The following is a 26,120-nucleotide window of genomic DNA, read 5'->3' on the forward strand; positions in this document are numbered from 1 at the left end:
CTATTTGCCCTCTTCTGTGGTTGCCGGGGATTGTGAGGATGTGGAGGCGGAGGCCAGTTCCTGGGCGGCTTCAGCCAGATTGGCGGAGGCGGTGCCCGGACGGTTGGCTATGACCCAACCTTCGGAATTCCGCTGTGCGGCCAGGCTGAGGGCGAGGGCACCTGCAGGAACATCCTTGCGGATGACGGCTCCGGCGCCGCTGTAGGCGCCGTCGCCTACGGACACGGGAGCCACGAAGACCGTATTGGAACCTGTGCGAACGCCCGAGCCGATCACCGTGCGGTGCTTCTTCTCGCCGTCGTAGTTGGCAGTGATGTTGCCGCAACCGATGTTGGTGTCCTCGCCGATTTCGGCGTCGCCGGCGTAGCCCAGGTGGGACAGCTTCGAGCCGCGGCCAATGGTCACGTTCTTGGTTTCGTAGAATGCGCCGATCTTGCCGGTCTCCCCCAGCACAGTGCCCGGGCGGAGGTACGTGAACGGTCCGACGCTCGCTTTGGCACCAATCGTGGAACCCGATCCGTGCGTGCGGGTCACCTTCGCGCCCTCGCCTACGTTCACGTCCGTCAGCGTCGTGTCAGGACCCACGACGGCGTCCCTCGCCACAGTGGTGGAACCGTGCAGTTGGGTGTTGGGCAGCAGGCGGACGTCTTCGTCGAGCGTCACGGTGGAGTCGATCCAGGTGGTGGCGGGATCCACCACGGTCACGCCGGCGCGCATCCAGGACTCGATGATGCGTCGGTTGTGCTCGGCGCCAAGCGCCGACAACTGGATGCGGTCGTTGGCACCCTCAACCTGCCAGCGGTCTTCGGTCACGACGGCGGCAACCCGGCCACCGGCGTCGCGCGCCAACCCGAGGACATCAGTCAGGTACATCTCGCCCTGGGCGTTGTCCGTGGTGACCTTCGAGAGTGCTGTACGCAGGACGGCGGCGTCAAAAGCGTAGATGCCGGAGTTGACCTCGCGAATGCTGCGCTCAGTCTCGCTTGCGTCCTTGTGCTCGCGGATGCCCGTGACGGTGCCGTCTTCTGCGCGAAGGATCCGGCCATAACCGGTGGCGTCGTCCAGTACTGCGGTGAGGACGGTGACGGCATTGCCCTCAGCCTCATGGGTGGTCACGAGTTCGCCGAGCAATTCGCCGGTCAGCAGGGGGACATCGCCGTACGTGACAACCACGGTACCTGCGAGTTCGGCTTCGGCGTCGAGGGCTTTGAGGGCAACCTCCACTGCGCGGCCTGTGCCGGGAACATCGTCCTGGTCGACAATCAGCGCCGCGGGATCCAGCGTGGTGACGTGCCCAGCCACCCGGTCACGCTCGTGCCGGACAACAAGTGCCAGCTTCAGCGGAGTGATGGAACGTGCTGCCAGGAGAGCGTGGCCCACCATGGAGCGTCCGCCGATTTCGTGGAGAATCTTGGGGGTCCGGGACTTCATGCGCGTTCCAGCGCCTGCAGCCAAAACAATGACCGCTGCGGGACCGGTGGATTCGGGGCTCACGTACTGGCTCTCCTTGCTCGGTATGTCCCGGGTAACCCGGCTTCGGAATGCCGCCATCCCAATGGACCCAGGCACCGTTCGAGCCGTTTCAGGTACAGAGAGGAGCGCATTTTCCGACCGTTCCGCCCATAGGATTCGAACCTATACTCCACGGCTCCAAAGGCCGGGGTGCTGCCATTACACCAGAGCGGACCGTGCGTGATTCACACCACCGGACAGCAGGGTCTGACGGTTTCCCGGGCTACCGGGATGCACACACAAGAATCTAGTTTGCCATGACCATCGCGTGCTTCGCGACTTGACCGCCCGCCACCCATTCACCGCCGCACTCCGGGACCCCTCAATGACCCTGTTCCAACCGGGGGTGACGGGCCGGTAAGGCATGATGGTCACGTGAGCAAGCGCACTGAACTTCCCCGTCCTGCGGACACCGCCGAACCCCTGGAGCATGTTGCCACCGGTCCCGCAGTCCGTGTCAGGATGACCGGACCGCAGCGCAAGTCCCAGCTCATCGGCATCGGCCGCGCCCTCTTCGCAGCCCGTGGTTTGGACGGCACCACCATCGAAGAAATCGCCGCCAGCGCAGGCGTTTCCAAGCCTGTCATCTACGAGCACTTCGGTTCCAAGGAAGGACTGTACCGGCAGGTGGTGGAGACCGAGTTCCGGATCCTGCTGGACTCCATCACTGAGGCCCTCAGCACCGAGGCCAAACCCCGGGTCCTGGTTGAACGCGCAGCACTGGCCCTCCTTGGCTACATCGAAGACCGCACCGACGGTTTCCGGATCCTCATGCGCGATGCCCCGCCCTCACAACCCGAGGGTGCCTTCTCTACGTTGCTCTCCCACGTAACAGCCCGGGTGGAACACCTGCTCTCCGATGAATTCGCACGCCGGGGTTTCAGCGCAGCCGACGGCGCCATGTACGCACAGATGCTGGTGGGTATGGTGGCGATGACCGGCCAGTGGTGGCTCGACAGCCGCACGCCCGACAAACGGGCCGTCGCCGCGCACCTGGTGAACCTGGCCTGGAACGGCCTGACCGGGCTGCAGAAGGAGCCTGAACTGCGTTCCGAGGGCTAAGTCCCTCCCTGCGATGCACCAGCGATCCTCTGCGTGCTGGCTCCCTTCCTCGCTCGACGCTCTCTCACCTTCTGCGGGTTTTTGGGCATCCCTCTCTCACCTTTCGCCGGTTTTTGGGCATCCCTCTCTCACCTTTCGCTGGTTTTTGGGCATCCCTCTCTCACCTTTCGCCGGTTTTTGGGCATCCCTCTCTCACCCGGTCTCGGGGCGCGGGGTACTTCTGTTCTCGGCTGGGAAAGTGGATTGGCTACGTGTCACTGGATAGTCGGCGGGTTCTGCTTTGTAGGATGTGCTCATGTCAGCACCCCAGCTCTACGTCACCTTTCCCGGCACAGCGCGTGAAGCCCTCAGCTTCTACGCGGAGATCTTCGGCGGGGAGCTTTCCTTGTACACCTTTGAGGACTTCAGCCGCACCGATGGCCCCTCGGATGCCATCGCCCATGGCGTCCTCAGCGGAGTGGTCTCACTGAGTGGATCTGACGCTGCGACAGGCGACAAAACCGTCCATATGGAAGGCGCCATGCTTTCACTGCTGGGAGCTGCCGAACCCGCGGTTCTCCACGAATGGTTCGACAAACTCGCCGACGGCGGCCAGATCCAGGACCCACTGTCGCCGAAGCCCTGGGGCGCATCCGACGGCCAAGTAGTGGACCGCCACGGCCTGCATTGGCTCATCGGCTACGAACAAGTGTCGACAACTGACGGCCAGTGAGAGAACGTCCCTCAAAAACCGCCGAAAGGTGAGAGAGGGACCCTCAAAAACCGGCGAAAGGTGAGAGAGGGTTGTTTCACCGGCGGCCGGGGCGTTTCACGAACTAGGCAACGAGGAACAGCGGCAGGCATCCGGAACCGCGCGTCAAGGCGAGGAACGAGCCAGCACGCGGAGGACGCCGCCACTGTACCGCCGCTAAGCGACGGCGAAGCGGCCCTGGCCGCCGCCCGCGGAGGGTGCGTGCCGCGGCGCCGGCCAAAGCAACCTACTCGCCGAGGATTTCCGCGGCCTCCAGCCATTCGAGCTCGAGCCCCTCTTTCTCGTCAAGCAACTCCCGCAGCTTGGCGTTGAGCTCTCCCAGTGCGTCGAAGTCGCCGGATTCGGATTTCGCCGCCATTTGGGTGTGGAGCTTTTCCTCCTGCTGCGCGATCTTGCCGAGTTGGCGGTCGATCCTGTTGAGGTCCTTGCGGGCTTCGCGTTTTTCGGCTTCGCTTGCACCTGACGGAGCCGCAGTGGATGCTGACCCACCGCTGGCCGACGTCGGCGCACCGGAGCCCCCACCAACGGCGCCCGAGGCAAGTGCGGCTTCGCGCAGCTCAAGGTATTGGTCCACACCGCCGGGCAAGCCGCGGAGTTTCCCGTCGCCCAGCAACGCCATTTGGTTGTCTGTGACGCGTTCCAGCAGGTAGCGGTCGTGACTGACCACCACCAGGGTCCCGGGCCATCCGTCCAGGACGTCCTCGACGGCGGCCAGCGTGTCGGTATCGAGGTCGTTGGTGGGTTCGTCGAGCATGAGGACGTTGGGCTCCCCTACCAGCAGGCGCAGGAGTTGGAGCCGGCGTCGCTCGCCACCGGAGAGGTCACTGACGGGGGTCCATTGCTTTTCCTTGGTGAACCCGAGCTGTTCCACGAGTTGCCCGGCCGTGAATTCCTTGCCGCCCACACTGAAGGACCGCTTTTCGCGTTCGATGACCTCGATGACGCGCAGGTCCGAGACGTCGTCGAGCTCTTTGACGTCCTGGGTCAGCACAGCGGTGACCACGGTCTTGCCTCGCTTGACCTTGCCTGACGACGGCTGGATTTCGCCGTTCAGCAGCTTCAGCAGCGTGGATTTACCGGCTCCGTTGACGCCCACCAGGCCGAGCCGTTCGCCCGGTGCGAGTCGGAGGGTGATGTTGTTGAATAGCTTCTGCCCCTCGTCGCCGTCGAGGAAATCAAGGGTCACGTTCTCGAGATCCAGCACGTCCTTGCCCAGCCGGGCGGTCGCCATCTTGCTCAGGGCCACTGAGTCGCGGGGATCGGGCACGTCGGCGATGAGGTCGTTGGCGGCTTCGATGCGGAATTTCGGCTTGGCGGTTCGGGCGGGCGCGCCGCGCCTCAGCCAGGCAAGTTCCTTTTTGACGAGCTGCTGGCGTTTATTTTCGACGACGGCTGCCGTGCGGTCACGCTCGGCGCGGGCCAGAACGTAGGCGGCGTATCCGCCGTCGAACATGTCCACCATGGCGTCGTGGACTTCCCAGGTGTAGTTGCAGACTTCATCGAGGAACCAACGGTCGTGGGTGACCACCAGGAACGCGCCCTGGTTTGCGCGCCAGCGTGTCTTCAGGTGCCGGGCCAGCCAGGCGACGCCTTCGACGTCGAGGTGGTTGGTGGGTTCGTCCAGCATGATGACGTCGTGGTCTTCGATGAGGAGCTTGGCCAGCGCGACACGGCGTTTCTGGCCACCGGAGAGGGCGTGGACGTTGGCGTGCCAGTCGACGTCGCCCACCAGTCCGCCCATGACTTCGCGGATCTTGGGGTTGGCCGCCCATTCGTGATCCGCGCGGTCACCGACGATTGCAGCGCCGACTGTGAGGTCGCCGTCGAGCACGTCGCCCTGGTCCAGGTAACCGACGTTAACGTCACCGCGTTTGGTGACGCGGCCAGAGTCCGGCGTCGAGCGCAAGGCGAGCAGGCGCATCAGAGTCGATTTACCGTCGCCGTTGCGGCCCACCATGCCAATACGGTCGCCATCCTCCAAACCGAGGGTGACGCCGTCGAGGACAGTGCGGGTCGCGAACGAAACGGTGAGGTTTTCGCCGCCAAGCAGGTGGGCCAATGGGTACTACTTTCTACTGCTGGAATGCGGGAGGTACTAAAGGAGGGTATCGGAGATGATCCGGGCGCCGGGTACAGGTCCGTGGACTGCCACCGCGATGTGGCCCCGGTGGGTTAATTCTTCGGCGAGGACGCTGGCAGAGACGGAGTCCCGGGCAAGCAAGGCGATGGTCGGGCCGGAGCCGGACACCATACCGGCCAGTGCACCACGCGCCTCGCCCAGTCCGATGGTGTCGCGCAGTTGCGGAGCCAGGGCAATGGACGCGCGCTGGAGATCGTTGATGAGCACCCGGCTGAGGGTCTCGGGATCGCCGTGGCGGAGCGCCTGGAGGATGGTGGGATCCACGTCCACGGGCTCGGCAATCTCCACGCCTTCAGAGTCGCGGAGTCCGTCAAGGGCGCGGAACACGTCCGGCGTCGAGAGGCCGTAGTCCGCGAAGACCAGCACCCAGTCCATCTGCGCTTTGGCCAGGGCCGGAGAGAGTTTGTCGCCGACGCCAAGCCCGACGGCGGTGCCTCCCAGGAGCGAGAATGGCACGTCTGCACCCAACTCGGCCGCCAGGTGCGCGAGTTCCTCGCGGGAGAGGCCGCTGTTCCACAATGCATCGCAGGCCAACAACGTTGCTGCGGCGTCGGCGGAGCCACCGCCCATACCCCCGGCAACCGGCACGCGCTTGGTGATTTCAAGGTGCACGCCCGTGGGCTTCTCGGACATTTCCGCCATGATGGCCGCAGCCTTGTAGGCCAGGTTGCGCTCATCCAGCGGGATATCTACGCCGTCGAGGTCAAGCGTGCTTTCCGGGCTGATGCTGACGGTGATTCCCTCGGCCTCGGTGCTGGTAGCCGCCACTTCCTCATACAGGGAAACGGCAAGGTAAACACTGGCCACCGAATGGTAGCCGTCGGGCCGGAGTGGGCCGACGCTCAGTGAGACGTTGACTTTTCCGGGGGCTTTGACGCGAACTGTCCGGGCATGGAAGCGGTCCCCCACAAAAGGGAGGCTGCTTGGTTTGCGGGTGCCCGGGTTCATGCGTCCACGGGGTGGCGGGCTTCGGCGATCTTGACGTAAGCGGAGATGTCCAGGACCTCGCCGCGCGCAGTCGGGTCCACACCTGCAGCTACCAGGCACCGCTCGGCTTCGGCAGCGCTTCCGGCCCACCCTGCCAGGGCGGCGCGGAGGGTCTTCCGTCGTTGGGCGAATGCAGCGTCGATGACGGCGAAGACCTGCTCACGGGTGGCGTGCGTCCGGGGCGGATCATGGCGGGTGAACGCCACGAGCCCCGAATGGATCTTAGGTGCCGGCCAGAATACGTTCATGCCGATGACGCCGGCCTTGCGCATGTGCCCATACCAGGCCGCCTTGACCGACGGAACACCGTAGATCTTCGACCCTGGTGTTGCGGCCAAACGGTCTGCTACCTCGTCCTGCACCATGACCAGGCCGTGCTGCAGGCTCGGGAAGTGCTGCAGCAGGTGCAGCACCACGGGAACGGCAACGTTGTAAGGCAGGTTGGCCACCAACGCCGTGGGAGGCACGGGCAGTTCCGTGACCTTCATGGCGTCGGAGAGCACCAGGTGGAAATTGTCCTCGGCTTCAGGTCGCCAAGCCCGAATGGTCTCCGGCAGCTTGCCGGCCAGCACGGGGTCGATCTCCACAGCCACAACGGCTTTGGCTGCGTCGAGCAGCCCCAGCGTCAGCGAGCCCAGACCTGGACCCACCTCCAGCACGGTTTCGCCTGCGTCTATATTGGCCGCGGCAACAATTCTGCGGATGGTGTTGCCGTCGATCACAAAGTTCTGCCCCAGTGTCTTCGTGGGGCGTACACCGATTTCCTCGGCAAGCCGTCGGATGTCTGTGGCGCCCAGCAGGGGCGCGACGGCGGCGGGTTCGGAATTCGGTTCAGTCACCTAGGTATCGTATCGCCTGTGCGGGGTCAGGCTGCGTGCGCGCAGCCCCAGTCGCGGAGGCCGTTCTTGGCGTAGAGGCGGTTGGCGATGTCGATCTGCTGTGCTTTGCTGGCAAGGCTGGCGTTGGGGGCGTAAGCTCCGCCACCGTTGGCAAGCCAGGTGGGGCTGGAGAACTGCAGGCCGCCGTAGTAGCCGTTACCGCTGTTGATGGACCAGTTTCCACCGGACTCGCACTGGGCAATCCTGTCCCACATGGCCTCGTTCGGGGCTCCGGTGGGGCCGCTGGAGGTCGCTGCCGCCTTGGCGGGAGTCGCCACGGGCCGGGCCTTGGTGCCAACGCTGACCTTCTCGGCGACGGGCTTGGTGGTGACGTTGCTGGATACCAGGGCCCTGGAAGCTTCGCGTCCGTCAACGAGGACCAGCTTGAACGTCTTGACCAAGGAGCCGGCAACGCCTGCCTGGGTGACTTTTTCCTCGCCCTTGAACAGTTCGGCAGTTTCAGTCTTCACGCTTTCGAAGGGCACTTCCTCAGTGGCTTCGGCTGTCTTGCTGGTGTCAACGCGGGAGACCTTGATCACCATGTCCTGGACGATGGGCGCGTTGCCAGGTTGGGAGATGCGGTCGTTGGCGCCGACGGTGATGCCGGTGTCCTTGAGCACGGTGGCGACATCGGCCGCCGTCGTGGTGGTGCTGGTGTCCTTGCCGTCAGCCACAACACTGATGGTCTTGGGCGTGGAGATGGAAACGAAGGAGCCGCTGACTTCCAGGGACGCCTCCTTTGGTTGGGAGATTTCCGAGGAACTGGCCACTCCGAGTTCGCTCACCAGCGCGGCGACATCGGGGGCATTCGTGTTCACCGTCTTGCGGGCGCCGTCCAGTTCAATGGACACCGCCTTGGCGAGGTTGATGTTCACTACGGTGCCGTTGTCGACACTGGCGTCCAGAGCGGGTGAGACCCGGTCTGCGTCCTTCAATTCAACCTTGGCTGCCTTGACCACCTGGTCTACAGTGCCGCCAAAGGTCTGGATGGAGCTCACTTTGCCGTCAACGTTGAGGGTGACGGTCTTGTTGTTGCCCACGAAGGCGACAACACCAACCACCAGCGCTGCAACAACCAGCAACTGGGCGCCTACTTTGAGGAAGCTGAACTTGCCATCCGTTGTGAAGAACTTGATCACGATTGCCCATAACTCTCAGACCATCCGGGCACGGGGAAAAGCACAGAAATAATGCCAGCCGCAAAACGGAGGGGCCAGGCAAAAGCCTGGTCCCACTCTTGCTGCCGGCATCTGCGCCGCCAAAATACATTCAACTGATTCAGTCCGGAATCAACCGGCCCAGCTGTCCGAAGGCCTTCCCCGACCCCGGCTACTTGTTTAACACAGTAACCGATCTGTTATAAAGCAACCAAGACTTCTGCATACCGGGTATTCATTCCCCGGGCGACCCGAAGGTCCCGGAACGGCGCTTCAGGCCCATGAACCGTAGGCCTGAAGCGTGTTTTCCGCCAAGCGCGAACACAGTTCGGAAAGGTCATCTCCTGTCACTTCCGCCATGGAGCGGACGGTGTACGGCACCATGTAGCTTGCGTTCGGGCGTCCCCGGTAGGGGTGGGGCGTCAGGAACGGCGAATCCGTTTCCACCAGGATCCGGCTGGGCTCGGCGATGGCCAGCGCCGAGCGGAGGTTCCCGGCGTTCTTGAATGTCATGGTGCCGGCAAACGACATGTACCAACCGTTCTGATTGCAGGTCCGGGCAAGTTCTTCGTCTCCCGAGAAGCAGTGGAACACCACCCGCTCAGGCGCCCCTTCCTCCGCCAGTACCTGTACAACGTCGTCGTGCGCGTCGCGGTCGTGGATCTGCAGCGTCAGTCCCAGCCGCTTCGCGATGTCGATATGGCGGCGGAAAGAGTGCCGCTGGTGCACCAGCCCTTCCCCGTGCGTCCTGAAGAAGTCCAGCCCTGTCTCGCCGATCGCACGGATCCGAGGGTGGGCCGCAAGCTCTTCTATCTCGGCGAGCGCCGACTCCAATTCACCGCGCCCGGCGTAAACGGGAGCATCGTTGGGGTGGATCGCGACGGCACCGAGCAGGCGCGGGTCCGCGTCCACAGCTTCCACCGTGAAGCGGGACGACTCCAGGTCGCAGCCAACCTGGATTGCTCCCTGCACACCCACGGACTGGGCCGCGTCCATGGCGTCCCTGACAGAGACCTCGATCAGTCCGTGCCTGAAGTCCAGATGTGTGTGGTTGTCCATGACGGGAACGGGCAGCGGCTCCGGTGCCGGCGGGTACTCCCTGCGGGAATCTGTGTCCTCGGAGGACGCGCGGTACGGAGCAGGAGCGAGGGAATTGCACATGCTCCCACCTTAATCGGACCGTGGTCCTCCTTGGTCAACGGCGATAAATTCCACTCGGCACATAAATTCCTGAGCACTATGTCAGCGGCGGCCAATGACTGGGTAGTCTGGAACGGACAGACGGTCAGCAACAGCAAGACATCACCACCAAGACAGATTGCTGATGCAGTGGCCACGGCTGAAGGGCAATCCATGGAGTCCAAGCGACAAGTATCCGTTGAACCTACCCCTCTTCAGGGCGAGGCTTACAGTGCGCTGCCACGTGATGGAGCCGCGCTCAACGGGCATAGGCCGCAGGTCATGGACGGAGAGCGGTTCCACGACGCCAGCGAACGAATTCTTAGTTCAATCAACAAAGTTATTGACGGCAAGGCCGACGCTGCGAAGCTCGCCCTGACGGTGCTGCTGGCACAAGGCCACCTCCTGCTGGAGGATGTGCCCGGCGTCGGAAAGACGCTGCTGGCCAAGACACTGGCCCGGACAGTGGACTGTACGGTCTCCCGCATCCAGTTCACCCCTGACCTCCTGCCCTCCGATGTCACTGGCGTTTCCATCTACAACCAGTCCTCACGGCAGTTCGAGTTCCGCCCTGGGGCGGTTTTCGCGAACATTGTGATCGGCGATGAAATCAACCGCGCCTCGGCCAAGACCCAGTCCGCCCTTCTGGAATGCATGGAAGAGCACCAAGTGACAGTGGATGGGCACTCATACCAGCTGGGATTGCCCTTCATGGTGGTGGCGACCCAGAACCCCATTGAGATGGAAGGCACCTACCCCTTGCCGGAGGCCCAGCGGGACCGCTTCATGGCGAGGATTTCCATGGGTTACCCGGACAAGGAAGCCGAGATCGAGATGCTGGAGACGCACCAGGCGTCGTCTCCCCTGGTCAAAGTAACCCCGGTGGTCACTGCCAGCGATGTGGCTGCCATGATCGCCACCGTCCAGCAGGTCTACGTATCCACGGCGATCAAGGAATATACGGTGGCCATCGGGCGCGCCACCCGCGACAGCGCCCGGCTCCGTCTGGGCGCGAGCCCGCGGTCATTGCTGCAGTTGCTCCGCGCGGCCAAAGCGACCGCGGCATTGGACGGCCGCGACTTCGTGCTCCCGGATGATGTGGTGGACGTGGCGGAATCGGTACTCGCCCACCGGATCATCCTGGACCGCAAAGCGGCAAGCTCGGGCGATACACCCCAGACCATTCTTCGAGGCATCCTGGCATCCGTTCCTGTAGCCCAGGAACCGCCCGGTGCCTGGCGCAGGGACAGGCAAACCGCCTAGGAGGCAGGAATGGCGCTGGTTGATCGGCTCCCCAAGCATTTGTTTACGACCCGTGGCTGGGGTTTGCTTGCGGCCGGGGCGGTCTCCCTCGGGTGCGCCTACGTCATGGGCCGCCGGGATCTCCTGACGCTGGCCATCCTCCTGCTTCTCCTGCCGCTGGTCGCCCTCGCCGGCGTCCGGGTTCTCAAGCCCAAATTCCAGGTGTACCGGGAGTTCAATCCCTCCACTGTGGAAACAGCCAGCACCACCACCGTGCGACTGGCCGTGGCCCGGTCCTCGTATTCCACAGGTCACGTGATCATGGAGGAGCAGTTGCCTCCCCGTTTCGGCGAGCCTCCGGCGTTCCGTTTCCCGGCACGGTCAGCATCCGGCGGCACCAGCCGCTACGAATACCATCTCCGCTCGGGCAAGCGCGGACAGTTCCGTATCGGTCCGGTCACGGCAGAGTTCAGCGACCCGTTCGGCTTGTCGCTTCGGCGGCATTCAATCGACGACGGCGACATACTCACCGTGACGCCTGCCGCCGTCGAACTTCCCGTGACCGGACTCGCAGGGGCGCGCGGCAACGACGGCGTGACCGCGACGCGCATCCGCGCCAACCCCAGTGACGACGACATCATGACCCGCGAGTACCGGCACGGCGATCCCATGCGGAGGGTGCACTGGGCCGCCACTGCGCGCCACGGCCAACTCATGGTGCGCCAGGAGGAATCGGTAACGACCCCGGAAGCCACCCTTATCCTGGACCAGCGCTTCAATGCCCTGGCCGGCGGAACGGGATCCATGTTTGGCGGCCACGACGAAGACTCGGACCTGGTGACGAGTCCCAACTTTGAGTGGATTGTCACGGCAGCCATGTCCATCACGTCCCACTTGGCAGAACGGAACTACTCGTTGCGGGTACTGGACGCTTTTGGGAGCCCGGCGTTCAACCGTTCGCGCTCGGCGCCGGAACCGGATGCAGAGGAGTTCGCGGGGGCCGGTGGCCTGCAGGCCATCGCGGAAGGACTGGCGGCCATAGAGCTCAGCGGTCCCAGGCATGCCAGGGGTGAGCATCACCGGGCGGATCACCACGGCACCGAGCACAGGGAAGCCGGGCCGGGGTCGTCCTCCCCGGATTCTGCCGATGCTGCCTTTGATGACCGGCTCATGGACAAGCTCGCTGCCCACCGCCTGCGTGGCCCTCTTCTGGCACTGCTGGGCACACTGACTCCCGCCGAGGCCAGGTCCCTCGCTCCTGCGGCAGCCTACGGAGCCAACGCTTTCGCCCTGATGGTGACGGAGACGACCCGGAACAACGATGACGTGCTGGAGATCTTGCGGCTCGCCGGCTGGCGCGTGGCGGTCGTAACGTCCAAGACGCAGTTGGGCGCTGCCTGGTCTGCGTTCGACGAAGGTGGAATTGTGGCCGCCGCCGGAGCAGCCATGGACGTTCGTCGTGGAGCGGCGGTGCCCCGATGACCGCAACATCCCATCGCGGCTCCCCCGCACCAACCCAGCCCAACAGCGCATCAGGCCAGAAGCAGCCGGCCGGGTCACGGAGAACGCAAGCACCAGGGCCTGGCCCTTATCCCTGGGTGATGGCAGGGTCCATTGTCGTGGCCGTGCTTGGCGCTGCTTTGTCCTTGAACGGGGTCCTCAGGGGCTGGGCCTGGTTCATGCCGTTGATCACCACCGTAGTTGTCGTGGCGCTGACCTTGGCCGTCCTCCGGGCGCTTCGAGCCCAGCCGCTGCTGGCAACCGTGGGTTCCTTTGCTACGCTCGCGGGGATCCTGAGTTTCACCTTTTGCCGCCAGGAAAGCCTGGCGGGCTTCATTCCCACTGCCGGGACGTTCACCGCCGTCGGGCGCCTTATCAAACGGGCCGCCGAAACTGTGGTGTCCGAAAGCGCTCCCGTGGCGCCCAACGCAGGAATCGTGTTCGTCATGTGCGCCTGCCTGGGGCTCTTGGTGATCTTGATCGACGCCTTGGCGGTGCCCCTGGCGATGCCCGCTGCCAGCGGCATAGGCCTCCTCGCCGTCATGGTGGTACCGGCCACCATCAAACCCCAGAGCGTGGGAGTAGCCGGCTTCATCGGCGCTGCAGTGGGGTATCTGCTGATCCTTGGTTGCAGCCACTGGTTCGCCCCCGATGCCCGGCTGCAGTCCGGGTCAGGGCGGGGCCCAAGCCAATTCAGGCGGTCAGTCGTCACCGGCGGGCTGGCCCTGGCCTTGACCATGGTGGTTCCGCTGGCAATCCCCGGTTTCGAGACCGGAACTTTCCCCCAAGGCTCCCGGCTGAGCCCGTGGGGTACCTCCAACGGACTTAATCCCATGATCACCTTGGGCAACAGCCTCCGGAGTCCCACTGGCTCGGGCCGCATTACCTACGCCACCAGTTCCAGCTCTCCACTCTATTTGAGGTCCGTCACCATTGATCATTTCGACGGCGAAACCTGGGCTCCCGACGACCGCTCCGCTGAGCGTCGCGTGGGTGCCGACAGGATTGAGACGGGATACGCCGTCCAGGGCGAAGTGGTCAACGCCGTCACGTCCGTCAACGCAGGCCTGTTCACCAGCCCCTACCTCCCTGCCCCGTTCGCGCCGGCCTCGGTGAACGGCTTGAACGGTCGCTGGACCTGGGATCCTGCAACGTTGAGCATCATGAGTACCGAGACCACCACCCGTGCGCAACGGTATGTGGTGTTCTCCGCCGCCCCCAAGGTGACGGCGCAATCGTTGACCCAGGCCTCGGCGGTCCCGCGGGGCATCTCGGAGGACTTCCTCCGCATCCCGGGCAACCTGCCGGATATTGTGCGCCAAACAGCCGATTCGGTCACGGCGTCCGCGGGCAGCAACTACGGCAAGGCGCTGGCCATCCAGAAGTACCTTCGCTCCGGCGAGTTCACCTATTCCCTGCAGGCGCCGGTGCAGAACGGCTACGACGGCAATGGCCTCTCTGTCCTGGCCGACTTCCTGGCTGTGAAGAGCGGCTACTGCGTCCATTTCTCCTCCGCGATGGCCGTCATGGCGCGGGCTGAAGGCATTCCGAGCCGCATTGCCGTGGGCTATGCGCCCGGCCGGCTCACCGGCGAGTCCGTGGCCTTGGTCGGTCAGGGTTCCTTCCCGGAATACGAGGTAGACGCCCGGGACGCCCACGCGTGGCCCGAGCTTTACTTCGAGGGCCTCGGCTGGGTTCCGTTCGAGCCCACGCCTTCGCGTGGCGTCGTTCCCGAATACGCTACCGAGTCCTCGGTTCCCACCAACCTGAGCACCAACGCGGACGAGAAAGAGGTCCTCACGACTCCTGCTCCCGCTGCCCCCGCTCCCGTGCCCCTCCCGGGCGTGGACACCCCGGCTGCAGGGTCGGCAAGCGTGAACCCGCTTCCCACCATCGCGGCGGCTACGGCCAGCGTGCTGTTGCTGGTGGGATTCCTGTGGTCACCGCGGCTCAGCAGGACGCTGCTAAGGCGACGCCGCCTGAACCAGAAACCTCCGGATGAAGCCGACGCCGTGATGCCCGGCTACAAAGACCCGGCCCCCGAGTTGGCGTGGGCAGAACTCCAGGACCTGGCCACTGACTACGGCTTGCCGTCGACGCCCAGCGAAACTCCCCGGCACTTCTCCGCCAGGCTCCGCTCCAGTACCGCCCTTGGAGACACGGGCGGAGTGGACGACGCCGCGCACGTGGCGGTCTCGTCGCTCACCTCGGATTTCGAACGGCAGCGCTATGGCCGCGGTGCGGTTGCTGCGCAGACAGACGCACAGGCAGCGGCACCAGCGGCGGCGACGCGTATCGCCGTCGTCCGTGAGTCAATGCGGCACAACGCCCGCTGGTTGGTCCGCTTCCGCGCAGACTGGCTGCCGCCGTCGATGATGCGCCGATGGGTGCACGCCCTCGGCGCGCCCTTCCGGGCCTTGGCCGCGCTCGGCAAAGCCCTGGGGTGGGCGGTCGCGCGTGGTTGGCGCGTGCTCCGGGGCTTGCTGCCGCAGCGCCGCTAGCTCCCCTGTTCCTGATCGGCAGGACTCAATGACGGCAAAGGGCCCGGCCCCGGAACTTGTGGTTCCGGGGCCGGGCCCTTGCGTTTGTCAACCGTTCTTGTTGCGAGAGCGGTGGACCGGGCTCCTTGGTAGAAAGAGCAGCATTAGTCGGCGTACGGGTCCGCGATACCTACGTACTGGGTGTACAGGTACTCTTCGATGCCTTCGGAACCGCCTTCGCGGCCCAGGCCCGACTGCTTGACGCCACCAAACGGGGCAGCAGCGTTGGAGATCACGCCGGCGTTGAGGCCGAGCATGCCGGTCTCGATCCGCTCGCTGATGCGCAGGCCACGGTTGAGGTCCTTGGTGAAGACGTAGGCAACCAGACCGTATTCGGTGTTGTTCGCCAGGCGGACGGCCTCGTCCTCGGTGGAGAACGTGATGATGGGCGCTACCGGTCCAAAGATTTCTTCCTGCAGGATGCGGGCGTCGGCTGCCACGTTCTTCAGCACGGTGGGCTGGTAGAAGTAGCCGGGACCCTCGACGGCGGCACCACCGGTGACGGCTGTGGCACCTCCTGCTACGGCTTCGGTGACCAACGCGTGAACGCCATCGCGGGCTTTGCCGTCGATCAGCGGGCCAACCTTGGACTCGGCCTCGGTGCCGCGGGCGGTGGTCAGGGCACCGATTTTGGCGGCGAACTTCTCCGCGAAGGAGTCGGCGATGGACTCGTGCACAATGAAGCGGTTGGCTGCGGTGCAGGCCTCGCCCATGTTGCGCATCTTGGCGGCGATGGCGCCTTCAACGGCCTTGTCCAGGTCGGCGTCTTCGAAGACGACGAACGGGGCGTTGCCACCGAGTTCCATGGAGGTGCGCAGGACCTTGTCCGCGGCTTCACGGATCAGGGCCTGGCCTACCGGGGTGGACCCGGTGAAGGAGATCTTGCGGAGACGGTCATCCTTGATCAGCGGGCCAGTGACAGCGCCGGCGGTGGAGGTCTGGATGACGTTCAGGACACCGGCGGGGAGGCCGGCTTCCTGCATGACCTGTGCGAAGAGCAGGCTGGTCAGCGGGGTCAGGTTTGCGGGCTTGAGGACCATGGTGCAACCAGCGGCGACAGCGGGAGCTACCTTGCGGGTGGCCATGGCCAGCGGGAAGTTCCACGGTGTGATCAGCAGGCAGGGGCCCACCGGCTTCTTCTGCACGAGGAGGCGGTTTTTGCCATCAGGTGCTGCAGAATAGCGGCCCGACACGCGGACGGCTTCCTCGGAGAACCAGCGCAGGAACTCGGCGCCGTAGGTGACTTCGCCACGGGCTTCGGCCAGGGGCTTGCCCATTTCCAGGGTCATGAGCAGGGCGAAGTCTTCGGCACGCTCGGTGACCAGCTCGAAGGCACGGCGCAGGATTTCGCCGCGTTCGCGCGGTGCGGTGCGGGCCCAATCGGCCTGGGCGGCAGCAGCGGCGTCGAGGGCGGCGGCGCCGTCTTCAGCACCGGCGTCGGAGATGCTGAGCAGGACCTTGCCCGTGGCCGGGTCCTCAACATCAAAGGTCTTTCCGGATCCGGCCGGGCGCCACTGACCGTTGATCAGCAGGCCGGTGGGGACGGAAGCCAGCAGTTCGCTTTCGCGTTCAACCGTGACAGTCATGGCGACTCCTTCGTCTTGGGTGCTTTGGAGAATTGCACCACTGGGGTTCGTTGCCGGAAGTGGCTTGAATTACTGCCACGGTACTGCCACGCGAGAAGCAGTGTCTACGCCTTCACGCACTGCCAAGCAGGCGCCAATTTGTGCAGCTGCACAGCGCCGGTCAGCGGGCCGCAAGAACCGCGGAGTAAAGCTCCCGCTTGCTGACTCGGGCGTCATCGGCAACGGCTGCCACGGCTTCCTTGAGGCGGATGCCTTGTGAAATTAGCTCGTTCACCGCCGCAACGTGGTCTTCGGGCTTACCGGGTTCCTGTTCAGGCGCACCGCCCACCACAACCGCGATTTCGCCACGGACCTCGTTCTTCTCTGCCCATTCCAGCAGTTCACGCAAGGTGCCACGGATGACTTCTTCGTAGGTCTTGGTCAACTCACGGCAGACTGCGGCGCGGCGTTCGGAGCCAAAGCGCTCATGCAGGGCACGCAACATGACTTCCAGACGATGTGGGGCCTCGAAGAAGACCATGGTGCGGCGCTCGTCTGCCAGATCTACGAGGCGGGAATTCCGCTCCCCTGATTTGCGTGGCAGGAAGCCTTCAAAGCAGAAGCGGTCCGTAGGCAGGCCGGACAGCGCGAGTGCCGTCAGCACAGCCGAAGGCCCGGGCACCGCAGTAACGGTCAGGCCAGCCGCGACGGCTCCCTCCACCAGGCGGAAACCGGGGTCCGAAACCGCAGGCATCCCGGCGTCGCTGACCATGAGGATGGTCTTACCGGCGCGCACGTGGTCAAGGAGTTCCCCGGTCTTAGCCACTTCATTGTGTTCGTGGTAGCTGATGACGCGTCCGGAGACCTCCACGCCCAAGGCCGTGACAAGCCGGTGCAAACGGCGGGTGTCCTCTGCCGCAACTATGTCCGCGGTCGCCAGGAGTTCGATCAATCGGGAGGATGCATCCCCCACATTTCCGATGGGGGTGGCCGCCAGCACAATCCGTCCTATGCCTGGGGTTGCCCCGGCGCCGGCGGCAGGAGTCACCTCGTACACGTCATCGCTGATGGGAGTCTCGTCCGGGGTGCTGCGTTGTTCGTCCACTTGCCAAGCCTAATGCCGCGCCGTCGTCAACGCCGCACCTCAACGCTGCAGCAAGGATGGAAAGGTAGCATGGGCGGGTGAACCAGTCGCCCGTTCCTGCCACCACTTCCGGAACTCCTGTGGCGTCCCCCGCAACCGCCGGAGCCGGTGACACCGCGGTCGCGGACATCACGGAGCATCCATCTGAACGGGCAACCCGGGACGTATCACGGTCCCGGTTGAACACGTCTGTGGACGACAACGTAGGCAGTCTCCTGCCAGGCCGGGGGCTGGAACGCCACCGCTGGATCGCCCGGCCAGCCGAGGCCTACACCGCCCAAGCCCTGAGAGAGCGCCTGATCGGCGGGATCCAAAGCTGGCGCGACTACCCGGCCACCTTGCGTTTGTGGTTCTGGTTGATCCCCACCATCACCGCGGTGCTGGGCGGCATTCTCCGGTTCTTCCGGCTGGACGCCCCGCACAGCCTGGTCTTCGATGAGACGTATTACGTCAAGGACGCATACTCCTACTTGGTGAGCGGCTACGAACGCAGCTGGCCCGCCAATGCCAACGACTCCTTCAATGCCGGCAACCCGAACGTCCTGCTCAACACTCCGGAGTATGTTGTCCACCCGCCGGTCGGCAAATGGATGATCACGTTCGGGATGTGGCTGTTCGGCGGCGACAATCCCTTCGGCTGGCGCTTCGGCGCGGCGCTGACGGGGACCCTGACCGTTTTCCTTGTCTCACTCATTGCCCTGAAGCTGTTCCGTTCGCACACCCTCGGCGCCGTTGCCGGGCTCCTGCTCGCCATTGATGGCCACCATTTGGTGCTCTCCCGGACAGCTTTGCTCGACGTCTTCCTGGCGTTCTGGATCCTCGCCGCGTTCGGCGCGCTGCTGTTGGACCGCGACGACGGCCGCCGTCGTCTCGCTTCCCGGCTCGCCGCGCAAGCGGCTGCTTCGCCGGGCGGCCGTCCGTCCCCCACGCAACTGGTGGCCGGTCCTTGGCTCGGAATGCGCTGGTGGCGCCTGGCGGCCGGGATCTGCCTGGGTTTGGCAGTGGGAACCAAATGGTCAGCGTTGTTCTTCGTCGCCGCTTTCGGCCTGATGACTGTCCTGTGGGACCTCAGCGCCCGGCGCATTGCGGGCATCCGCAGTTGGTTCAGCGCAGGCATCATCAAGGACGGGTTGTTGGCGTTCGTCACCATCATTCCTGTCGCCGCCGTTACGTATGCGGCAACATGGACGGGCTGGTTCCTGTCGAAGGACGCCTACTACCGGCAATGGGCGGCGACCAACCCCGCGCCGGGATGGGATTGGTTGCCCAACTCCGTGCGGTCCCTGGCGCACTACCACCTGGAGGCCTACAAGTTCCATCAAGGCCTCAGTTCGGACCATCCGTACGAGTCCAGCCCCTGGACCTGGCTCGTCATGGGGCGGCCTACGTCGTTCTTCTACCAGTCCCCCAAACAGGGCACACCAGGCTGCGTCGTTGAAACCTGTTCCTCGGCCATCCTGCCGGTGGGCAACCCGGTGGTGTGGTGGGGCGGGACCATTGCCTTGGTCATCCTGTTGTTCTGGTGGGCGGGCCGCCGGGACTGGCGCGCAGGTGCCATCCTTGCCGGAGTCGCCGCCGGATACCTTCCGTGGTTCATGTACCCGGAACGGACCATGTTCATCTTCTATGCGGTGTCCTTCGAGCCGTTCCTTGTCCTCGGCCTGACGTACGTGCTGGGGTTGGTCCTGGGCCGGAGCAGCGATCCTCCGTGGCGGCGGCGGTCCGGGCTCTACGTGGTGGGCCTGGTGCTGATTTTGGCTGTCCTGGCGACTGCGTTCTTCTACCCGGTGCTGACCGCGGAAGTGATCAGCTACGAAGAATGGCGGATGAGGATGTGGATGCCATCGTGGATCTAGGAGGCAAGCAGTGAGGGAAGCCAGCACAGACCTTCTGGTCGAGGCCGACCCGAACACCAACGTGACGGACCTTCTCCTGGAACGCTGCGCCAAGGACCCGTTCGGCATCCTGTACGCGCACAAGACGGCCAACGGCTGGCTGAATGTTTCCGCAGCAAGGTTCCTCGCCGACGTCACTGCCCTGGCCAAGGGACTGATTGCCGGTGGCCTCAACCCCGGCGACCCCGTGGCAGTGCTCTCCCGTTCGAGCTTCGAATGGACGCTGGTTGATTTCGCCATTTGGATGGCCGGCGGAGTGACCGTGCCTATCTACGAGACGTCGTCGGCAAGCCAGATCGAGTGGATCCTGGCCGATTCCGGTGCCCGGCGCATCTTTGTCGAGGACATCGCCAAAGCCGATCTCGTGCACGCCTTGGTAAACCGGTCCACGGCGCTCGGGGACGATCCCGTGGCGATCATGCGGATGGAGCACGACGGCGACGCCCCCAACCTGACCAGCGTCTCCGCCGTCGGAGTCGGCATCATGGACGCAGAGCTCGAGCGGCAGCGCAGCACCGCCAAGCTGGCCGACGTCGCCTCGATCGTCTACACCTCCGGAACCACTGGCAAGCCCAAGGGCTGCGAAATAACCCACGGCAACTTTGTCCTCGTGGCACGGAACGTCATCCCGTTCCTCCCCGAACTGCTCCTGCAGCAGGGCGCGCGGACGCTGATGTTCCTGCCTCTGGCGCACGTCCTTGCGCGCGCAGTCCAGGTCGTTTGCCTCACAGCCGGCATCACGCTCGGTCATAGCGCCGGCGCCAGCGGACTCATGGCAGACCTCAGTACGTTCAAGCCCACTTTCCTCCTGGCGGTGCCCCGCATCTTCGAAAAGGTCTACGCCGAGGCAGGACACAAAGCGGCCATGAGCGGCAAGTCCGCGCTCTTTTCGGCAGCTTCGGCAACCGCGGTGGAATATTCGACGGCGGTGGACCTCGCCTCCCGTGGCCAGGGACAGGGGCCGGGTTGGTTGCTGGACATGAAGCACCGTGCGTTCAACAAACTCCTGTATCCCAAAGTCCGGGAGGTTTTCGGAGGGGACGTGGGCTACACCGTTTCCGGAGCGAGTCCCCTCAGCCTTCGGGACAACCACTTCTTCCACGGTGCAGGCGTCCCCGTGCTCGAAGGCTACGGACTGACGGAGACCACGGCGCCGTGCACAGTGAACACCCCCAGCATGTCCCGCATCGGGACTGTTGGCATACCCCTCCCCGGAACCACCATCCGGGTGGCACACGACGGCGAGGTGTTGGTCAAGGGCATCGGCGTCTTCAAGGGCTATCACGCCAACGACACTGCCAACGAGGCAGCATTTGTTGACGGTTTCTTCCGCACCGGAGACCTCGGCGAACTGGACGACGACGGCTTCCTGACCATCACAGGCCGCAAGAAGGACCTCCTGGTGACCGCGGGCGGGAAGAACGTGGCGCCGGCTCCGCTGGAGGAGAAACTGCGCGAGCACCCGCTGGTGGGCCAGGCCGTAGTTGTGGGCGAGGGCCGGCCGTTCGTTGCCGCGCTGGTAAGCCTGGACCCCGAAGGACTTGCGAACTGGTGCGCTGAGAACAAGACCGGAACCCTGTCTCCCGCTGAGGCGGCAGCTGATGACCGGGTCAGGGCTGCCGTACAGTCGGCGGTGGATGAGGCCAACAAGCTCGTCTCTGCGGCTGAGTCCATTCGGAAATTCGCCTTCATCACGTCGGAACTCAGTGTCGAATCCGGCCACCTGACACCGTCGCTCAAGCTCAAGCGGGCCGCGGTGGTCAAAGACTTCTCTGCTCCAGTGGAGAAGCTCTACGAAAAGTAACGGCGCCATCGCTCCACCTAGATGCCCCCGCCGAACACCTAGTTCGGGCTTTTCACCACCTAGTCTTGCCAAAAACGCCACCTAGCCGGGCCTAGAACCGGCTGGGGGCATTCTCCGCGCCCGTAGCGTTTTCCTCACGAACCACACGTTCAGGGGGATCTCATGGCCGCAAGTTCAGCAGGGCCGGCACGGGCGCTTTACTATTCCCGCGCCAGGGCCAGCCTGGTTCCACAAATTCTGGGGCTGGCATTCATAGCCTTCGGCGCACTCTTCATCATTCTGTCGATAGTCCAACAGCGAATCGATTTCCTGCTGGTACCGCTCATTACTTTCCCGGTGGGGTCCCTGGTGGCGTTCATGAGCGTCACCGTCAGGGTGGGCGAACCCGAACGCCTTGTCGATCTCCTGGCCCGCGGGAGTGCCTCCGGAGAAGCCGGTGCTGCTAGCGCTTAGTGTCCGCTGGTTCGTTGCTGATGTTGTCCGCATCATCCGCAGCAGCTTCATCGCCTGATGCATCGGCTTCGTCATGCGCTGTGCCCGCACCACGGCGCTGCTTGGTGGGCCACGTGAAGATGAACGTCAGCGTCGCTACGAGGAACACCAGGGCGCCAATGACGATGCCCGCGTCAATCCAGAACTGTCCCGGGAAGAGCCGGATGAGGGTGTCCTCCAGCGAGAACGTCCACGTGCCGTTGGCGAAGAAGATCCTATGGAACTCGGTGAAGAACTGCTGCCAGCTCAGTGCTGCCAGGACGGCGAGACCAATGATGATGACCAGCGTGACGATGGATCCGGCGAAGAGGCCGCGACGGATCCCGCCGTTGCTCCGCTTACGCAGATACAGGATGGCGATGATGCTGAGGATGATGAGCAGCAGCCCGGCCCCGAAGGACGAGAGGATGACGAGCTTTACGTCAGCCATGTGCGCCACTTCGCTGTCCTTGAAGAGCTTGGCGCCGTCCTGGTTGACCAAGCCACCCAGGAAACGGGGACCGGCCCCGTTACTGAGGTAGTCAACGGCATACGAGCCGTACGTCATGCGGTCATCGGTGCTGAAACCGTAGCCGTCGCCGGGGAAACCGGGGCGGTTGTACTCCACCCACAGGAACAGGGGGCTTGTCACTGCCCTGACGGCGAGGACCAGCAGGACCACAGGGAAGAACACGGCCAACAGCACCTGGAAAACCCGGGGACCGATCGGCTTCACCTTTGCGGCTTGCTCCCGCTCTGCGTTGCGTCGCGCCACCTCGTCTTCCGGCGGACGGACCTGAAGGGCCGACGTCGGCAATGGTTCCGAATAGTGCGACGGTTGCTTGTCAGTGGAGGCACCAGCGAGCGCGTCAGCGAACAACGGAGGTTCCGGCTCGGCGTCGGCCGCTTCTGCAGCCTTGCGGTCAGCGCGGCTTTCGGGCTGACCGCCGGCGGGCGTCGCGGTGGTGGGTGTAGGCCCAGCGGTGGTGGGTCTAGGCCCAGTGGTGGACGGCGTCGGTGCAGTTGACGAACCAGGTTCCCCCGCCGGCGGCGTGGTCGTCGAAGGTGCGGGCTTCGCCGTCGTGGCGGGAGCTGTCGAAGAAGCACCGCTTGAGGTCTTCGGCTTCATCCAGTCGAAGGCCGGTTCGTTGGGGTCCTCATGGACGTCCGTGTCCGGTTCTTGTGGTTTCGGGCTCTTGTCGCTCACAGCGGGTTTCACTTCCGTAGGCATCCACCGGCGATTGGGGTGCTGCCGGCTCTCTTGTCTGCATTCGAGCCTACCGCCCGGCCTTACACAGACACGCGGTGCCACCCCGGCCGCGGCCAGATCGAAACGTAACTGTAAGGTCTACGCCGCGATGCTGCGGTATCCGGCGTCGTGGGCGTCCAAATCCCCGGTGACACCGGCGCGGGCTGCCCGCCCACCGAGGACCAGGGTGTAGACCCAATAGGCAGCCAAAACCAGCGCGCCAATGGTGATCTTGGCCCACACAGGCAACAGACTCGGCGTCACGAAGCCCTCCACTATCCCGGAAATGAGCAGGACGAGCACCAACCCGAGGGCAACAGTCATCAAAGACCGTCCTTCATCGGCCACAGCCTGGAGCCGCGTCCTCGGACCGGGCCGCACCATGGCCCAGAAAATCTTGAGCCCTGCCGCGCAGGCGATGAACACCGCGGTGAGTTCCATTAATCCGTGGGGAAGGATGTAGCTGAAGAAGATATCCATCTTTCCCGTCGCCAGGAAAAGCCCCGCTGCGACTCCCAGGCTTTGTGCGTTCATGAACAGGATGAACGGCACCCAGAACCCGGTGACTCCAAACGCCACAGCTTGGGCGGAAATCCAGGCGTTGTTCGTCCACACAGCGCCGGCGAACGAGGCGGCAGGATTCTCCGAGTAGTAGTCGATGAAGTCCTCCTCCACGTACTGCTGGACTTTTGCGTCACTGGCTACGGCCCTCAAAGCATCCGGTGACGTGCCGATCCAGAGGGCATAGGCACCTGCTACCAGCACGAAGGCAAGCCCGCACCAAAGAGTCAACCAGCGGATACGGTAGAACGCCGCCGGCAAGGAAACAACGAAGAACCGTGCCAAGTCCTCCATGAAGTTCGAGCGCGCGCCCGTGAACCGTGTCCTGGCCTGCGCCAGCGCCGCAGACAGTGATGCAGACAAACCGGTCTCCGGAGCCACCGAGCGGATCAGGGACAAATGTCCGGACACCGTCTGATACAGCCGCAGCAGCTCATCCGCTTCGGCTCCCGTGAGCCGGCGCTTGTGCGCAAGGAAATGAAGCCGGGACCACTTGTCCCCATGTACGGCCGAGAAGGCGTCAATGTCCACGGCACCACCCTAGCGCCTGTGCCACCCGCCGGGTCAGTGCCGCGGCTAGACTCATTGATGCGGGCACGCCGTGGGCCCGCCGCGTTTGCGAAGCATGGGAGCGGGCATGAGTTCAATCATCACCGGCGAGGCAGTGGTCCTGGAGTTGCGCCCGGCATCCTTCGCTGCCCGAGCGCTGGGGCTCATCCTCGACGTCATCTCCCAGGTCATCCTCGCGATACTGCTCATCATCCTCATCAGCGCTGCCTCCCGGGACCTCGATGACGCCGCCATCCAGGCGTTGGTCCTCAGCAGCATCGTTTTCTCTGTCGTGATCGTGCCCGTCGCCGTGGAGACCCTCACCCGCGGACGCTCCCTGGGAAAGCTCGCCACGGGACTTCGCATTGTTCGCGACGACGGCGGGTCCATCCGCTTCCGTCAGGCCCTCATTCGCGGGCTCCTTGGTTTCCTGGAGATCTACATGACGTTCGGTGGCCTCGCGATCGGGGTGGCGCTGTTTAACGACAAGTCCAAGCGCCTGGGCGACATCGTTGCCGGCACCTATTCGCTCCGGCAACGTGTCCCCTCGAAGCCACGGATCATGCCCGTAGCAGCCCACTACCTGCAGGCCTGGGTAGCCATGGCGGACATCGGCCGGGTCCCCGATGCCACCGCTCGAAGGGCAGGAACGTTCGTGCAGCAGGCCTACCTCATGGCTCCCGCGTCACGCATCAACATGGCCGCTGCCCTGGCATCCGAACTCGCCAGATACGTTGCCCCTCCCCCTCCTTCAGGCACCATCCCCGAGGACTACATCGGGGCAGTTCTCGGAGAACGACGCAACCGCGAACTCGCCCGCCTGCGCCAAGCGGAGCAGCGGAATGCAAGGGTCGGCGAAAGACTCCGCAAGTTGCCGTTCACTGGCGCCTGAAGCCCCACCCGATAACCGCGTAGCCTTTAGCGCCAGTGGGTCGGTCCCGTCAGCCTTTCCGGTAGGAGGGTTGTGGCATCGCCTTCGGCCGCGTTGATCTGGGGTTGGGTCAGGTAGAGGGCCTTGGAGAGGTCCGCGCCGTGGAGGTGGGCTCCGCGGAGATCGGCTCCGAGGAGGTCGGCTGCCGTGAGGTCGCTGTTCCTCAGGTTGGCTCCGATCAGGTAGGCGCCGCGGAAGTTGGATCCGCAGAGGCGTTGGTGCCCCAGGTCCGCCCCCATCAGGTCGGCACCACTGAAATCATCATCCCGGCGGAGGCCGCCGTCGGGCGCTTCCTGGTCCTCGGCTCCGTAGGAGGCGCGCAGGCCTTCGCTGACCTCCATCAGGAGGGTCCGCACCTCTCCATGCAAGGTTTCGACGTCGGTGGCCAGTACCGTGGGTGCGTTGCCTTGGGCAACGGTTGCTATGTGCCCGGACAGGTGTTCCGCTGCCGATGCGAGGTCCGGATCGAAGGTCCGTTGTTGGGCTTCGGCCAGGTACCAGAGCATCTCGTGCAATTGCCGGACCACCTTGAAGACGGCGAACATCGAGGATGCGGACCACGGATTATCAACCCAGCTGGTGCCCGCGAAGGTGTGTTGGGAAACCGCTTGGCCCGCGCCGAAGCAATCAAAGACGGTGCAGCCGCTGAATCCACGCGGGCGGAGGCGCTGGTGGATGGTGCAGGAAAAATCGTCAGCCATGTTCGGGCATGCCGTGGCCGCCGCTTTGTCGATGGCGAATTCAGCCGAGCGGGCGAATCCAAGTGCCGTACAGCAGAGCGCGAAGCAGTTGCCGCAGTCCGGGCGAAGGGTCGGTGAAATGGTCATGTGTACTCCAAGTGATGAAAAGGGGTCCGGTGGAAGGAGCCGGGGAACCCGTGAGTGGGTTCCCCGGAGGGACACCCGGAATCACCTTGGAGGGCAGCACGAAATGGGCCAACGCATGGTCGGCACGTGAAGTGTGGGTCAAAGAGCGCAGGAAATAATCACTGCCACGATCTTAA

20 protein-coding genes and 1 tRNA gene are annotated in these 26,120 nt (G+C 64.3%); 9 read left to right on the forward strand and 12 right to left on the reverse strand.

Features of this window, described 5'->3' with window-relative positions; genetic code table 11:
* Together glmU and GVL04_RS00315 are read right to left on the reverse strand one after the other, a co-directional pair.
* Entirely contained in the window at positions 1-1,494 is a 1,494-nt protein-coding gene (gene glmU / locus GVL04_RS00310) for a bifunctional UDP-N-acetylglucosamine diphosphorylase/glucosamine-1-phosphate N-acetyltransferase GlmU (RefSeq protein WP_159697852.1), read from the reverse strand.
* Between the two features lie 120 nt (positions 1,495-1,614).
* Positions 1,615-1,686 (reverse strand) — tRNA-Gln (locus GVL04_RS00315).
* Positions 1,687-1,974: 288 nt separating this feature from the next.
* Between GVL04_RS00315 and GVL04_RS00320 the strand changes: the two genes are divergently transcribed.
* Both GVL04_RS00320 and GVL04_RS00325 read left to right on the forward strand, forming a co-directional pair.
* Positions 1,975-2,574 carry a TetR/AcrR family transcriptional regulator gene (locus GVL04_RS00320; RefSeq protein WP_159699012.1) on the forward strand — a complete coding sequence of 200 codons (600 nt, stop codon included), beginning with the start codon at positions 1,975-1,977 and terminating at the stop codon, positions 2,572-2,574.
* Positions 2,575-2,869: 295 nt separating this feature from the next.
* Positions 2,870-3,286, forward strand: coding sequence for a VOC family protein (locus GVL04_RS00325; RefSeq protein WP_159697855.1), 417 nt, complete (start codon positions 2,870-2,872; stop codon positions 3,284-3,286).
* A 265-nt stretch (positions 3,287-3,551) separates the two neighbouring features.
* Here GVL04_RS00325 and GVL04_RS00330 read toward each other — a convergent pair whose 3' ends face one another.
* The 5 genes from GVL04_RS00330 to GVL04_RS00350 all read right to left on the reverse strand — a co-directional run bounded on the left by GVL04_RS00330 (position 3,552) and on the right by GVL04_RS00350 (position 9,648).
* Complete coding sequence (locus GVL04_RS00330) at positions 3,552-5,384, reverse strand: ABC-F family ATP-binding cassette domain-containing protein (protein WP_159697858.1); 1,833 nt, start codon at positions 5,382-5,384, stop codon at positions 3,552-3,554.
* A 36-nt stretch (positions 5,385-5,420) separates the two neighbouring features.
* On the reverse strand, positions 5,421-6,413 hold the full coding sequence (locus GVL04_RS00335) for a 4-(cytidine 5'-diphospho)-2-C-methyl-D-erythritol kinase (protein ID WP_159697861.1): 993 nt from the start codon (positions 6,411-6,413) through the stop codon (positions 5,421-5,423).
* Positions 6,410-7,291 carry a 16S rRNA (adenine(1518)-N(6)/adenine(1519)-N(6))-dimethyltransferase RsmA gene (gene rsmA / locus GVL04_RS00340; protein WP_159697864.1) on the reverse strand — a complete coding sequence of 294 codons (882 nt, stop codon included), beginning with the start codon at positions 7,289-7,291 and terminating at the stop codon, positions 6,410-6,412. The genes GVL04_RS00335 and rsmA overlap by 4 nt, the downstream gene beginning before the upstream one ends.
* Before the next feature lie 26 nt (positions 7,292-7,317).
* A complete protein-coding gene (locus GVL04_RS24880; protein ID WP_159697867.1) occupies positions 7,318-8,469 on the reverse strand; it encodes a transglycosylase family protein in 1,152 nt (383 codons plus the stop codon).
* A 291-nt stretch (positions 8,470-8,760) separates the two neighbouring features.
* Positions 8,761-9,648, reverse strand: a complete 888-nt coding sequence (locus tag GVL04_RS00350; RefSeq protein ID WP_159697870.1) for a TatD family hydrolase — start codon at positions 9,646-9,648, stop codon at positions 8,761-8,763.
* A 192-nt stretch (positions 9,649-9,840) separates the two neighbouring features.
* Here GVL04_RS00350 and GVL04_RS00355 point away from each other — a divergent pair, with 192 nt between their 5' ends.
* The 3 genes from GVL04_RS00355 to GVL04_RS00365 are packed head-to-tail and all read left to right on the forward strand — an operon-like array spanning position 9,841 to position 14,909.
* The gene (locus tag GVL04_RS00355; RefSeq protein WP_159697873.1) at positions 9,841-10,929 is read left to right on the forward strand and encodes a MoxR family ATPase; all 1,089 of its coding nucleotides are present in this window, start codon (positions 9,841-9,843) and stop codon (positions 10,927-10,929) included.
* 9 nt (positions 10,930-10,938) lie between these two features.
* Positions 10,939-12,390 carry a DUF58 domain-containing protein gene (locus tag GVL04_RS00360; RefSeq protein WP_159697876.1) on the forward strand — a complete coding sequence of 484 codons (1,452 nt, stop codon included), beginning with the start codon at positions 10,939-10,941 and terminating at the stop codon, positions 12,388-12,390.
* The gene (locus GVL04_RS00365; protein ID WP_159697879.1) at positions 12,387-14,909 is read left to right on the forward strand and encodes a DUF3488 and transglutaminase-like domain-containing protein; all 2,523 of its coding nucleotides are present in this window, start codon (positions 12,387-12,389) and stop codon (positions 14,907-14,909) included. The genes GVL04_RS00360 and GVL04_RS00365 overlap by 4 nt, the downstream gene beginning before the upstream one ends.
* A gap of 143 nt (positions 14,910-15,052) precedes the next feature.
* Here GVL04_RS00365 and GVL04_RS00370 read toward each other — a convergent pair whose 3' ends face one another.
* Both GVL04_RS00370 and rsmI read right to left on the reverse strand, forming a co-directional pair.
* Positions 15,053-16,534 (reverse strand): NAD-dependent succinate-semialdehyde dehydrogenase, encoded by a 1,482-nt coding sequence (locus GVL04_RS00370; protein ID WP_159697882.1) that lies wholly within the window; start codon positions 16,532-16,534, stop codon positions 15,053-15,055.
* Positions 16,535-16,694: 160 nt separating this feature from the next.
* Positions 16,695-17,570 (reverse strand): 16S rRNA (cytidine(1402)-2'-O)-methyltransferase, encoded by an 876-nt coding sequence (gene rsmI / locus GVL04_RS00375; RefSeq protein WP_235036132.1) that lies wholly within the window; start codon positions 17,568-17,570, stop codon positions 16,695-16,697.
* Between the two features lie 125 nt (positions 17,571-17,695).
* Between rsmI and GVL04_RS00380 the strand changes: the two genes are divergently transcribed.
* The 3 genes from GVL04_RS00380 (at position 17,696) to GVL04_RS00390 (ending at position 21,809) form a co-directional block, all read left to right on the forward strand.
* Positions 17,696-19,513 (forward strand): dolichyl-phosphate-mannose--protein mannosyltransferase, encoded by a 1,818-nt coding sequence (locus tag GVL04_RS00380; protein ID WP_159697885.1) that lies wholly within the window; start codon positions 17,696-17,698, stop codon positions 19,511-19,513.
* A 10-nt stretch (positions 19,514-19,523) separates the two neighbouring features.
* Positions 19,524-21,356: a long-chain fatty acid--CoA ligase gene (locus GVL04_RS00385; RefSeq protein WP_159697888.1), complete on the forward strand. Its 1,833-nt coding sequence runs from the start codon at positions 19,524-19,526 to the stop codon at positions 21,354-21,356.
* A 162-nt stretch (positions 21,357-21,518) separates the two neighbouring features.
* The gene (locus GVL04_RS00390; protein WP_159697891.1) at positions 21,519-21,809 is read left to right on the forward strand and encodes a hypothetical protein; all 291 of its coding nucleotides are present in this window, start codon (positions 21,519-21,521) and stop codon (positions 21,807-21,809) included.
* On the opposite strand, the gene GVL04_RS00395 is transcribed toward GVL04_RS00390, so the two are convergent.
* On the reverse strand, positions 21,799-23,034 hold the full coding sequence (locus tag GVL04_RS00395; RefSeq protein ID WP_235036099.1) for a TIGR01906 family membrane protein: 1,236 nt from the start codon (positions 23,032-23,034) through the stop codon (positions 21,799-21,801). The genes GVL04_RS00390 and GVL04_RS00395 overlap by 11 nt on opposite strands.
* 141 nt (positions 23,035-23,175) lie before the next feature.
* Positions 23,176-24,168, reverse strand: a complete 993-nt coding sequence (locus tag GVL04_RS00400) for a stage II sporulation protein M (RefSeq protein WP_159697897.1) — start codon at positions 24,166-24,168, stop codon at positions 23,176-23,178.
* Positions 24,169-24,274: 106 nt separating this feature from the next.
* Here GVL04_RS00400 and GVL04_RS00405 point away from each other — a divergent pair, with 106 nt between their 5' ends.
* Complete coding sequence (locus GVL04_RS00405; protein ID WP_159697900.1) at positions 24,275-25,078, forward strand: RDD family protein; 804 nt, start codon at positions 24,275-24,277, stop codon at positions 25,076-25,078.
* A gap of 26 nt (positions 25,079-25,104) precedes the next feature.
* On the opposite strand, the gene GVL04_RS00410 is transcribed toward GVL04_RS00405, so the two are convergent.
* Positions 25,105-25,944: a pentapeptide repeat-containing protein gene (locus GVL04_RS00410; protein WP_159697903.1), complete on the reverse strand. Its 840-nt coding sequence runs from the start codon at positions 25,942-25,944 to the stop codon at positions 25,105-25,107.
* Positions 25,945-26,120 lie beyond the last annotated feature (176 nt).

The sequence above is a fragment of the Arthrobacter sp. 18067 genome (assembly GCF_902706295.1).
In the GTDB taxonomy this organism is placed as follows: Bacteria; Actinomycetota; Actinomycetes; order Actinomycetales; family Micrococcaceae; genus Arthrobacter.

Excerpts from the sequence above, each read along its gene's own strand:
- GVL04_RS00320 (WP_159699012.1), top strand. The coding sequence starts at position 1,975 with ATGACCGGACCGCAGCGCAAGTCCCAGCTCATCGGCATCGGCCGCGCC.
- GVL04_RS00325 (WP_159697855.1), top strand. The coding sequence starts at position 2,870 with ATGTCAGCACCCCAGCTCTACGTCACCTTTCCCGGCACAGCGCGTGAA.
- GVL04_RS00335 (WP_159697861.1), bottom strand. The coding sequence starts at position 6,413 with ATGAACCCGGGCACCCGCAAACCAAGCAGCCTCCCTTTTGTGGGGGAC.
- GVL04_RS00350 (WP_159697870.1), bottom strand. The coding sequence starts at position 9,648 with ATGTGCAATTCCCTCGCTCCTGCTCCGTACCGCGCGTCCTCCGAGGAC.
- GVL04_RS00355 (WP_159697873.1), top strand. The coding sequence starts at position 9,841 with ATGGAGTCCAAGCGACAAGTATCCGTTGAACCTACCCCTCTTCAGGGC.
- GVL04_RS00360 (WP_159697876.1), top strand. The coding sequence starts at position 10,939 with ATGGCGCTGGTTGATCGGCTCCCCAAGCATTTGTTTACGACCCGTGGC.
- GVL04_RS00365 (WP_159697879.1), top strand. The coding sequence starts at position 12,387 with ATGACCGCAACATCCCATCGCGGCTCCCCCGCACCAACCCAGCCCAAC.
- GVL04_RS00370 (WP_159697882.1), bottom strand. The coding sequence starts at position 16,534 with ATGACTGTCACGGTTGAACGCGAAAGCGAACTGCTGGCTTCCGTCCCC.
- GVL04_RS00390 (WP_159697891.1), top strand. The coding sequence starts at position 21,519 with ATGGCCGCAAGTTCAGCAGGGCCGGCACGGGCGCTTTACTATTCCCGC.
- GVL04_RS00405 (WP_159697900.1), top strand. The coding sequence starts at position 24,275 with ATGAGTTCAATCATCACCGGCGAGGCAGTGGTCCTGGAGTTGCGCCCG.
- GVL04_RS00410 (WP_159697903.1), bottom strand. The coding sequence starts at position 25,944 with ATGACCATTTCACCGACCCTTCGCCCGGACTGCGGCAACTGCTTCGCG.